We start from the raw sequence: 11,839 nt of genomic DNA, 5'->3' as shown, positions 1-11,839 counted from the left end.
ATGTGGCGTTGTTATTTCAACCAATTCAGTTTGGAACATTGGGGCTGAGTAATCGAATCGTGATTGCACCCATGTGTCAGTATTCTGCCAATGAGCAAGGGGAGTTAAGCTATTGGCATGAGCAACAATGGGCGAATTATGCATTGTCAGGTGCCGGACTTTGTATCGTCGAGGCAACGGCTGTACAGGCAGAGGGGCGCATTAGCTATGCAGACCTCGGCCTTTGGAATGATATGCAACGCGCGCAGATGAAGGCACTATTGGCCAAGGTGAAATCACTTTCACCTATGCCATTTGCTATCCAACTGGCACATGCGGGTCGTAAGGCATCGACAGATAAACCGTGGGCAGGACGTGGACAATTACCCCCTGATCATCCTCAAGGATGGCAGACTGTTTCAGCCAGTAATTTGCCCTTTAATCCCACAGATCATGCACCCCATGCTTTAAGTCGAGATGAAATCCAGCAGATCATTCAAGACTTTGCCGATTCAGCAAAACGAGCGGTAGATGCAGGCTTTGACTTAATTGAGCTACATGCCGCACATGGTTATTTGCTGCATCAATTTATGTCGCCATTGTCGAATCAGCGTAGCGATGAATATGGTGGCAGTCTGGAAAATCGCATTCGGCTGACGCTTGAAGTGTTCCAAGCCATGAAAAATGCCGTTCCTGAAGATTATCCAATTGGGGTACGTATTTCTGCAACTGACTGGATGGAATATACTGAAGCACCGAGTTGGGATCTAGACTCGGCTGTTGGCTTGTCAAAAGCGCTTGCACAACTAGGCACAGCCTATATTCATGTTTCTAGTGGCGGCTTAGATGTGGCCCAAAAAATTCAATTACAAGCCAGTTATCAAGTGCCTTTTGCTGAAGCCATTAAGCAAGCCGTTCAGGTTCCCGTAATTGCTGTGGGTTTAATTACCGAAGCAATGCAAGCCGAAGGCATCTTACAATATGGCATGGCAGATGCGATTGGTCTTGCTCGTGCAATTCAATATGACCCGCGTTGGCCATGGCATGCCGCTGCTGAACTCGGTGAAAATCTAAAAATTTCTCCGCAGTACTTACGCTGTCAGCCGCATGCACAAAGAAGTCAATTTACGGCTTTCTAATTATCAAAATTTATAGCGGTCCGATCTACACTCTCAGGTTGAGGGTGTGGATGGAAGAGTCTATTACACAGGATATTTCGTATGGTCTTTGAGGTGATTGGTCCAATCTTTTTTCTTTTGGCCTTGGGATATCTGTCTGTAAAATGCAGTTTATTGAGTAAAGAACAGGTCGGAACCATTGGTGCATTTGTGATTAAGATTGCACTGCCGGCTTTGTTTTTTCAGTCATTAGCTTCTAAAGATTTGCATCAAATTTGGTATCCCGGCTATTTCTTTGTTTATACCGGAGTCACATTTTTATTGTATGGCATGGCCTATTGGCTATTGTCGACACATTTTAAAAATAATATGTCGCAAACAGCGGTACTGTCACTAGGGGCTGGCATGTCAAATACAGGCTTAATTGGCACTGCAGTGCTAAGCTTGTTGGTCGGTCAAAATGCGATGACCTATACCTCACTGATCGTCATTATTGAAAGTGTGCTACTGATTCCAACGGTGCTGGTCCTTGCACAATTAGGAAGTTCACAGCAAAAAGCCAATATTGGCGACATCATCAAAAATACCTTAATGACCCTGTTAAAAAATCCACTCTTTGCAGGGGTAATGTTAGGGATTGGATTTGCAATTTTCCAAATCCGTTTGCCACATCAAATCAATGATGTACTAGCGATGTTAGGTCAAACAGCTTCACCATTGGCGCTGTTTGCAATTGGTGGAGGGATTGTCGGTATGAGCTTAAAGTATGTGAATGCTCAGAGCTTCTATTTGGTGATTTCAAGCAACTTGGTGATGCCTTTACTGACTTATTTGGGCTTACACTATTTGACCGATGTCAGCCAAGAGATGTTATATGCAGGGACGATTATTGCCGCATTACCGATGCCAACGATTTTTGCCATGCTAGGACAAGTTTATGGCTTAAATGAAAAGACCTTAACGCCTTTGTTGATGAGTACCATCTTGGGCTTTGTCGTAACAGGTGTATTAATCAGTTTGTGGTGGACGTGATTTTGATCAGCTCAAGATTTGCTTAAACCCATGAAAAAAGCCCTGCATGTGCAGGGCTTTTTTTAATGCTCAATTAACTCTTTTTCACATTGGCTTTTGGTGCTTTGGCTTGTTCAGCAATCATTTTATCCACGGTTGCCAAAGATTCTTTGGCTTGCGGAATATTTTCTTTGGCTAATGCACTGAATATTTTTTTAGCTTCAGGCAAATTTTGTGGGATGATATTGCCATTTACAAACATATTGCCCACTGCCATCAATGCAGGGACATAACCTTTTTTCGCTAACTCTTGAATGCTATTTAGACCTTGCTGAATAGGCTTTTCATTTTTAGCTTTAAAGCCAGCACTGATGTCATAAAGCGCTTTGGCATGAATCGCAGGGTAGTTGCCTTTTTTAATCAGCGGATCAAGTTTACTGAGTGCCAATTTATCTGACTCAGGTTTATTTTCTGCAAAAAGTAAAATGGCATAGTCGATGGAGGCATCTTCAAAACCTGACGAAGATGCGCGTTCTAAATATTGTTTGGCTTTGTTGGTATCTTGTTTTAAGCCCAGTGTGCCCGTTGCATAATTTTTACCTAAAACATAGTTTGCAACAGGGTAGCCTTTGGCTGCAGCCTGTTCATAGAGTTGGATGGCTTTTTTCTCATCCTTCGCTACGCCTTGACCTGTTTGAGTAAGATAGCCCAAATTATAAATAGCCTGAGCATTACCTTTTGCTGCAAGCTTGCTCAGTGTTTGGTAGGCGCCATTCATATCTTTGGCCTTGACCATAGCTTCCACTTTAGCAAATTCAGGATCGACGGCATCTGTTTTAGTTTCAGCAAAAGCGAGTTGAGTGCTCATTGCCAAAATGCTTGCGAGTAGGATTTTTTTCATCTTGAAACCTTTTGTAAATCATACACATAATTCCGTTTATGTGTTTTGGTGGTTATTTTTGTCGGTTTTTACATCATAGGTAGATTTACGTAAATGTAAAGTGAGGAATTGTGATTTAAAGCGTTTTTATAAAATAATGTTGATTGCCGTTAGCGCTTTAAATGCCATGACTTAATTGCATCAAAAGCCTTTGCAAAAAAGCAGGACTCTGATTTAATCGCGCATTGTTATTTTCTCTGAGGCAGCGCGATGTTTATTAAAGGCATTAAACGCAATTACGATAAAATTAATGCAGATGAATCGATTGCAGATGAAGATAAAATCGATGCGCTTTTGATGAAACTGGGCGCAGAGTTTTTAGTCAGTAAAGAGGATCGTGTTTATATTTTCAAAAAAGGCGATTTGGAAGCTAAATTTGATGCCAAACATGCGCGCGCCTATCATTTTAAAGAATATGTATGCAAAGACATGAATAAGCTGTTTCATGGATTTTGATTAAAATCATGATTTAAAAATGAAGAAGTGAGGGGGAATAAAGTTCCTCCTTATTTTTGTTTGTTGTGTACTGCACCAGCGTATGTGATTTAAAAAACCTTAATTTTCAAAAGTATAATATTTTCTAAAAATATAAATTGAATAAAATAGATACAAGGCATCTATGATGAATACAGATATACATGATTCATTGAGATGTATTTAAATATGATAAAAATAAGTGCCATCTTGATCCTTAGTTTCGTCTGTTCAATAACCAGTTGGGCTCAACAACCCAAGCTTGTTCCGCATCCAATCCATTTAAAAAATGGCAAGCAGTTTTCTTTAAATTTGCCTGCAAATTTCGAGATCATTCCTGCTGCTGAAGGTCTCAAACGGGTACGCTTTTTTGCGCAAGCGCCTGATCGCAGAATGTTTGTCACGGATATGTATGATCTAACAGATAATAAAAAAGGTACTGTGTATATATTGGATGATTGGAATGCTGACACCGGTAAATTTGGCAAAATCATTCCTTATCTGACCGGTTTGAGAAATCCAAATTCAGTTCAGTTTTATACTGATGCTCAAGGACAGGATTGGCTCTATTTGGCGGAAACGCACCAACTGACACGGCAAAAATTTAGTAGAGGAGAAACTCAGCCTTCGAGTAAGGCTGAAGTTTTAGCGACATTTCCCGATTATGGTTTGAGTTATAAATACGGCGGTTGGCATCTGACGCGGACGATTGCTATTGGTGGGAATGGAAAAGTTTATGTGTCGGTTGGTTCGAGTTGTAACGCCTGTGTAGAAAAAGGAAAAGTGCGAGCATCCGTCATCGAGATGAATCCTGATGGTTCAGAGCAACGGATTTATGCGACAGGTTTGCGTAATGCAGTTGGATTAAAATGGATCGGTAGATTTCTATTTGCGACCAATCAAGGTTCTGATCATTTGGGAAGTAAAAAGCCTGATGAAACTTTTTATGCGTTAAAGCGGGATGCCGATTATGGCTGGCCCGCATGTTATTCATGGCAGGGCAAAGTCTTGGCGGATGCTAAATTTAAACGTGCATCTGGCTGTAAAAATGTTCCATCGCCCTATACTTATTTCCCTTCACATTCCTCTGCATTGGGTTTTGATTATTTTGATGACCCTCATACCGATTCCACCATTAAAAATGCTTTTTTAGTGGCTTTGCATGGCTCTACCGACGAGGCGATTGGCCATGGCTATCAAATTGCAATGATGCGTAAAGGACAAAAACTTGAAACCTTTATGGATGGCTTTTTAGTCGGTAAAACGGTGCATGGGCGACCTGCTGATATTTATAAGGTCGATGAAAAATCTTTTTATTTTTCAGATGATCGGGCAGGGGTGATTTATTATGTGAGGGAAAAAATGAGTGATTAAAAAGCCAAAGTCTTTAGGCTTTGGCTGTGGGTTTGATGTTATAAAATATGATCATTAATGAGAGAGGATTCTAACTCTTCTATTTCTATGTTTGCTGTAGAGTTTCTTTTAAAATTTTTCTAAAACGTAAGAACATAATTAACTCAATAAAATTTAAACCAAAGCCCCAAGGCAAAGTTCCAGCTGTATTGAATTTTATTGACGTGTTGTAGCCTATATGTGCTTTTAGTAGATAGAAAAAAGAATCAGGAGTTGCTTCTATGTAAAAACCAAAAATAAGTGCAATATTTGGAATATATAAAAAATAAGGCGTACATATAAGGAAGATCAAACTAAAACTTATCCATTTTAGGGTTATTAAACCTTTAATGTTTTGTTTCCAGTAAAGATAACTGCCAGAAATTGTAATGATAAGTTGAAGAAGGAACAGTAGATAAATAATATTGTTAATTGAGAACAGATTAAGAAAACCAATAAAATAAAATATCATTAAAACTGCTAATATTGAAAAACCACCATAGTAGAGTGCGATTAACTTATGCTTTGGGTCTTGAAATTGTGTCTGATGCATCGTTATATAGTTTATTGTTAAAATTCGGAGTGCATTTTAGTTTAAAAATAGTCAAATTAACATGATGAATTTTAAAATTTAAAACTTAGATTTATTATAAAAGAAGATAGCTAAATGTAGCTATCTTCTGAATTAATTTAAGCTGACTGCGGACGTGCCACATCACCATTCAATGCTTCAGGCAAGGCTAAAACTGTCACATCTAACTCTTCTAAAGCTTCTGGGCGTGCCACAACTAAAGCCACGTAACCATTTTCAACAGCCGCGCTATTGACCACTTGTACGCCTTTATTCAGCTGTTCGCCTTGTGCAGGAGCAGCGCCTGTACCTGAAATCGCATGCAGCCAAGCTTTCGGTTTAGCTTTAAACCATAAACGTGCAATCACTTCCTGACCCAAATAACAGCCTTTGTCATAGTGGACGCCTTCACGCTGATGTAGACGTAACTCTTGCGGTTGGAACACATGTTCAATCGCTTGATCGATATAGGCCTGACCCGCTTGAATCGCTTGAATTTCCCATGCAACAACATCCGTCGGTTCCGAAACAAATGTCGTTTCATCACCGACTAAACTTGGAAAAACTGCACCAGTTTCTTCAAGTTTCATCTTAGAAAATGCACCATATTTTTTAATATGTTTGGCAAATTCTTCGGCTTGATCTGCTGTAGTGACAATAGAAAAAATTTCAGCACTGTGTTTGGTGAGCCATAAACCAAAATGAATACGGCCTTTGAGGTCGCAGATTGCGGTATAACGTGTTGCATTTTCTTCAAGGCGTTCAACATGCAAAGTCACTTGCCCTTGTAGAAATTTTTGTGCATCGACACCGTTGAGAGAAAAAGATGTGAATGCCATAGACGTTGTCATGACCAGCCTCAGTATAAATTTTAGATATCATTAATCATGTTATTTTGCAGCAAGCCGCAGTGTTAGGCAAACAAAAAGCCCATATTGATATGGGCTTTTGTACAGCAGAGATCTGTCTTAGTGATTGTGTGTAGGCATATCGCTTGCAGTCATATCCATAGTGGAATGATGCGAAGGCGGTTCACTATTACAATCATATTGATCGCCACAAATACGCACGGTTTCCATCATGCCTTGATCTTCATGGTCTAAAATATGGCAGTGCAGAACGAAGTCGCCTTCAAATTTTTCGTATTTACTGCGTACAAAGATTTTATAGCCGTGTTTGACGAAGAGCGTATCTTTCCAAACGCCTTTCATTCCATGGTATTGCGAGTCAATATTTCCTGCACCATCTTTATCTGAGCTGCCGATGGCGCTGACATCGACACCATTTTCATTCAATATTTTCACGACTTGGAATGGATTGACATGAATATGGAAGGGATGACTGGCAACATTACTGCTTAACTCCCACTCTTGAGTTTGCCCGATTGGAAGCTTGCGGACATAGCTATGGTGGGTATGGTCTTCATCATAGTAGGCATCGCCAAAGCTGATCAAGGTACCTTCTTCGGCATGACGAATACCAAATTTAAAGCTGCCATCTGCATTGAACAGAATGTCAAAGTTGGTGATTTGCTTCGCCATCGTTTTGAGCATTTCATCGACTTCAGCAGTCATTAAACTCGCATGAGAGATAAAGGCTGATAAATCACCCTGTTCGAGCTGTGCAATCACTTCTGGTGCCAGTTTTAGTTGGGTGGCCTGACTTTTTAAGAAGTTAAACGGCGTTTGCTGCGGTAGTTGAGTTGCTTGCACATTGACCCAACCGAGGAGCTGTGTATTGAGTTTTTCTTCTGGTGCGCGACGAAGTAACGGACTTGATTCAGGCGCATTAATTTCATCTTCCAGATTCAGCTTGGCATCGTATACACAGTATTTATTGGTGGTCGGGAAGGAGAGCATCGCATCAAAGCGATAACCCGGTTGAAAAATTTCAACCCCTTGCTTTTGGATTTTTCCCATGGTCAAGCCGTCTTGTGCAAGGGTATATAACGGTAATGTTTTCAGCGTTTTAAACTGTGAAGACATCGACTTGCTTTGATACTTTTGACATTCGCTCAGGGTTTGCTCTGCGGTAAAGAGCGCAGAATCAGGTAGTTCTTTGATGGTCAAACCAATGGTGTCACGGATACCGCCGTGAATCATGCGCCAGCGGTGGTATTGGTTCTGATCCACCTTAATTTCACCAAACATTTTGCCATTGATACTGGTAAAACGATTTTCATCCGCCCATGAGGTGGGTATGTCGAGTTTTGAATAATCTTCTAAGCTATAGATGCAGGGTGTACCATTCACTTGGCTTAAATTGCTGTCGCAATCTTCATTGTATTGAATCTGCTGGAATAGCATGATTTTTTCATGGTCATACTGCTGGGTTTTTTGATTTTTCCATAAGATGTCCAAATCTCCAGTCTGCTGAATTTGCCCCTGACGAATGACAGGTTTCCGCTCTCCCTCAATAATCAAAGGGCCAGCCATGCCACTTGAGACCTGAATCGCGGTTGAACCATGCACATGCGAGTGATACCAAAATGTTCCCGCAGGATGATTCGGTTCGATCTTAAATTCGTAATGAAAATCTTGCTGAGGTTTTAAGCTCAAAAATACGTTGTCACTATTTCCTTGCGGGCTAACCCAAAGACCATGTGTATGTAAATTTGTGGTGTTAAAACAGTTCCCTTGGTTAATATTGGTCACTGGACTTGGACAGGTCTCCGTCGATTCAACAGGGAGGTGATTGACCAGATGAATTTTTAAATTGTCACCTTGTTTCGCACGAATTTGTGGGCCAACCAGTACATCAGAGACACTGCCATCGCTATTTTTCGAGTTCCAGAGTTCAGGTTTAGTCAGATAGCCTCTGACCTGTAATAGGTCATTTTCACCCGTTTCAGGGTCGTATAAGGCTTGGCGTTTATAGGCAATCAGCAGTTCATGCTCACCTTGTGCATTGGCTTTCAAACGTGGTGGATTCGAGATGACAGTCGGTGAGTCTACTTCCTCTTCTTGAGTCGTCGAATCTGTTGTCGATTGGTCGTTGTCGCCACAGGCAATGAAGCTGAGACAGCTTAAGAGGCAGCCAGCCCCAATGATAGTTTTAAATTTTGTCATGATCTTTCCCCAAAGCATAATGACGGTAGAACAGTAATCGCAGATTTATTTAGCTAAGGTTTTGTAAATATTGTGATTATTTTGGCGAATACAGTGAATTACTGTGCTTGTATGTCGTGCTTTTATTATCTGAAAGTGGGGTGATTCGACGCTATCCCTGCAAATAGGGATAAATTGAGAATTAAGATAAAATAAATAATAAAACCGTGTTTTGATTCACATTGTGACTTTGAGGCGCAATGAGCTAATAAAATAATTTAATGCCTTGATTATTAAATACTAAAATTGATAAGACTGATTTTTAATCAATTTGGTTGATATTTAGATTAAATATTATGCAGTGCAATTTTCCTTAGACTAAAGAATGAGGCAGATTTGCAGCTATTTTTCAAAAAAATTCACATTTAGAGCGAATATTCCAAAGTTAGTGTAACTAAATATTTCAAAAACCCCTGTTTTTATATTTAACTCTATGAAATATATGAGATTTGGGAAATGGGTTTTCGGCAGTGTAGTATGCCTATCGAACAAAGATGAATTGTCTATGAAAAAGACAACGCAAAAAAATGAAAGACCGAGGGCAGGAACGCTATGAACAACAACTACCGTAAACCGCTGCAAGGCACCCAGCTAGAATACTTCGATGTACGCCAAGCCGTAGAAGATATTCAGCCAGGCGCATACGCAAAACTCCCATATACATCTAAAGTCCTTGCAGAGCAGTTGGTTCGTAAATGCGACCCTGCAATCTTAGAACAGTCTTTAAAAGAACTGATTAACCGTAAACAAGACCACGATTTCCCTTGGTACCCTGCACGTGTGGTGTGCCATGACATCTTAGGCCAAACCGCATTGGTTGACCTTGCAGGCTTGCGTGATGCGATTGCTGACCAAGGTGGCGACCCGTCAAAAGTCAATCCTGTTGTTCCAACGCAGCTGATTGTTGACCATTCTCTAGCTGTAGAGTTTGGCGGTTTTGACCCAGACGCTTTTGAGAAAAACCGCGCAATTGAAGATCGTCGCAACGAAGACCGTTTCCATTTCATTGAATGGACCAAAACAGCATTTGAAAATGTTGATGTGATCCCTGCGGGCAACGGTATCATGCACCAAATTAACTTGGAGAAAATGTCTCCAGTGATTCAAAACCGTGAAGGTGTCGCATTCCCAGATACCTGCGTGGGCACAGACTCACATACGCCGCATACTGATGCATTGGGTGTAATTTCTGTTGGTGTCGGAGGACTCGAAGCTGAAAATGTGATGCTTGGCCGAGCATCTTGGATGCGTCTGCCAGACATCATTGGTGTAGAGCTTGTCGGTCAGCGTAAAGCAGGCATCACCGCAACTGATATCGTGTTAGCGCTTACAGAATTCTTGCGTAAAGAACGTGTCGTCGGTGCTTATTTAGAGTTCTTCGGTGAAGGTGCAGACAGTATGTCTGTAGGCGACCGTGCAACGATCTCGAACATGACCCCTGAATATGGCGCAACGGCTGCGATGTTCTACATTGACCAAAACACCATTGATTACCTGACATTGACAGGCCGTGAAGCGGATCAAGTGAAATTGGTTGAAACCTATGCCAAAGAAATTGGTCTTTGGGCGTCGGATATGACAGCGGCAGAATACCCGCGTGTACTACGTTTTGATTTATCACAAGTCACTCGTAATATTGCAGGTCCATCGAATCCACATGCACGTGTATCAACCGCTGATTTAAAAGCGAAAGGCATTGCAGGTAACTTAGAAGCGGCTAAAGCTCAGGAAGCTGAAGGTTTAATGCCTGATGGCGCAATCATCATTGCAGCAATCACCTCATGTACAAACACTTCTAACCCCCGTAATACCGTTGCAGCAGGTTTGTTGGCACGTAAAGCTAATGAGTTAGGACTTGTGCGTAAACCTTGGGTGAAATCATCTTTTGCACCGGGTTCTAAGGCTGCGGCTTTATACCTCGAAGAAGCTGGTGTACTCGGTGATTTAGAAAAGCTCGGCTTTGGTATCGTGGCGTATGCATGTACCACGTGTAATGGTATGTCAGGTGCTTTAGATCCAAAAATCCAACAAGAAATTATTGATCGTGATTTGTACGCAACTGCGGTACTTTCAGGTAACCGTAACTTTGACGGACGTATCCATCCTTATGCAAAACAAGCGTTCTTGGCATCGCCTCCGCTCGTAGTTGCATATGCCATTGCAGGGACGATTCGTTTTGATATCGAAACCGATTCATTGGGTAATGACAAAGACGGTAATCCAATTTACTTAAAAGACATTTGGCCGTCTGATGCTGAAATTGATGCATTGGTGAAAGAAGCTGTTAAACCTGAACAGTTTAAGAAAGTGTATATCCCAATGTTTGATTTGGGTGAGCGTGAAAAAGCGGCAAGCCCACTATACGACTGGCGTCCGCAAAGTACTTATATCCGCCGTCCGCCGTATTGGGAAGGGGCATTGGCTGCACCGCGTACTTTAGCCAATATGCGTCCGCTTGCGATCTTGGGCGATAACATCACTACAGACCATTTATCACCATCAAATGCAATCATCATGGATTCGGCAGCCGGTGAGTATCTGGCGAAAATGGGCTTGCCTGAGGAAGATTTCAACTCTTATGCAACGCATCGCGGTGACCATTTAACAGCGCAACGTGCGACTTTGGCGAATCCTAAACTGTTTAATGAAATGGTGGTACGTTCTGACGGTACCATCAAGCAGGGTTCGAAAGCGCGTGTAGAGCCTGAAGGCGAAGTGATGCGTATGTGGGAAGCGATTGAAACTTATATGAATCGTAAGCAGCCGCTGATCATCATTGCAGGTAAGGACTACGGTCAAGGTTCGAGCCGTGACTGGGCTGCCAAAGGTGTGCGCCTTGCGGGTGTAGAAGTAATTGTGGCAGAAGGTTTTGAGCGTATTCACCGTACTAACTTGGTGGGTATGGGTGTGTTACCGCTTGAGTTTAAAGCTGGGACAGACCGTAAAACTTTGAAGCTGGATGGTACTGAGCTTTATAGCGTGATTGGTAATATTGCACCGCGTTCTGATTTAACTTTAGTGATTGAACGTTCTACGACTGATGGCAAAAATGAAATCATTAAAGTGCCTGTGACTTGCCGTTTGGATACCGAAGAAGAAGTGCATGTGTATGAAGCGGGTGGTGTGTTACAACGCTTTGCACAGGATTTCTTGGAAGGGAATGTGGCTTGATGTAATTCTTTAAATCGTCCCCTTACGGAATATATTCCTCACCTTTGAAAAAGGAGGGAGTTCCCCTCTTTTAAAA

At 41.6% G+C, this 11,839-nt stretch carries 9 protein-coding genes; 5 read left to right on the top strand and 4 right to left on the bottom strand.

What is annotated here, in order from left to right; genetic code table 11:
* Positions 1 to 2 precede the first annotated feature (2 nt).
* On the top strand, positions 3 to 1,118 hold the full coding sequence (locus B1201_RS03460) for an NADH:flavin oxidoreductase/NADH oxidase (protein WP_078192334.1): 1,116 nt from the start codon (positions 3 to 5) through the stop codon (positions 1,116 to 1,118).
* An 81-nt stretch (positions 1,119 to 1,199) separates the two neighbouring features.
* A complete protein-coding gene (locus B1201_RS03455; RefSeq protein WP_078192333.1) occupies positions 1,200 to 2,129 on the top strand; it encodes an AEC family transporter in 930 nt (309 codons plus the stop codon).
* Positions 2,130 to 2,202: 73 nt separating this feature from the next.
* Here B1201_RS03455 and B1201_RS03450 read toward each other — a convergent pair whose 3' ends face one another.
* Positions 2,203 to 3,009 carry a tetratricopeptide repeat protein gene (locus B1201_RS03450; RefSeq protein ID WP_078192332.1) on the bottom strand — a complete coding sequence of 269 codons (807 nt, stop codon included), beginning with the start codon at positions 3,007 to 3,009 and terminating at the stop codon, positions 2,203 to 2,205.
* Between the two features lie 249 nt (positions 3,010 to 3,258).
* Between B1201_RS03450 and B1201_RS03445 the strand changes: the two genes are divergently transcribed.
* Both B1201_RS03445 and B1201_RS03440 read left to right on the top strand, forming a co-directional pair.
* Positions 3,259 to 3,504, top strand: a complete 246-nt coding sequence (locus B1201_RS03445) for a hypothetical protein (protein WP_078191141.1) — start codon at positions 3,259 to 3,261, stop codon at positions 3,502 to 3,504.
* A gap of 207 nt (positions 3,505 to 3,711) precedes the next feature.
* Positions 3,712 to 4,896, top strand: coding sequence for a PQQ-dependent sugar dehydrogenase (locus B1201_RS03440; protein ID WP_078192415.1), 1,185 nt, complete (start codon positions 3,712 to 3,714; stop codon positions 4,894 to 4,896).
* Between the two features lie 85 nt (positions 4,897 to 4,981).
* Here the strand turns inward: B1201_RS03440 and B1201_RS03435 are convergent, their stop codons facing one another.
* The 3 genes from B1201_RS03435 to B1201_RS03425 form a co-directional block, all read right to left on the bottom strand.
* The gene (locus B1201_RS03435; protein ID WP_078192331.1) at positions 4,982 to 5,467 is read right to left on the bottom strand and encodes a hypothetical protein; all 486 of its coding nucleotides are present in this window, start codon (positions 5,465 to 5,467) and stop codon (positions 4,982 to 4,984) included.
* Between the two features lie 137 nt (positions 5,468 to 5,604).
* Positions 5,605 to 6,336, bottom strand: coding sequence for a YgfZ/GcvT domain-containing protein (locus B1201_RS03430; protein WP_078192330.1), 732 nt, complete (start codon positions 6,334 to 6,336; stop codon positions 5,605 to 5,607).
* A 117-nt stretch (positions 6,337 to 6,453) separates the two neighbouring features.
* Positions 6,454 to 8,553: a multicopper oxidase family protein gene (locus tag B1201_RS03425; protein WP_078192329.1), complete on the bottom strand. Its 2,100-nt coding sequence runs from the start codon at positions 8,551 to 8,553 to the stop codon at positions 6,454 to 6,456.
* A gap of 591 nt (positions 8,554 to 9,144) precedes the next feature.
* Here B1201_RS03425 and acnD point away from each other — a divergent pair.
* Positions 9,145 to 11,763, top strand: coding sequence for a Fe/S-dependent 2-methylisocitrate dehydratase AcnD (gene acnD, locus B1201_RS03420; protein WP_078192328.1), 2,619 nt, complete (start codon positions 9,145 to 9,147; stop codon positions 11,761 to 11,763).
* Positions 11,764 to 11,839 lie beyond the last annotated feature (76 nt).

The sequence above is a fragment of the Acinetobacter sp. ANC 5600 genome (genome assembly GCF_002018395.1).
In the GTDB taxonomy this organism is placed as follows: domain Bacteria; phylum Pseudomonadota; class Gammaproteobacteria; order Pseudomonadales; family Moraxellaceae; genus Acinetobacter; species Acinetobacter amyesii.
This window is presented reverse-complemented; position numbering and strand designations above follow the sequence as displayed.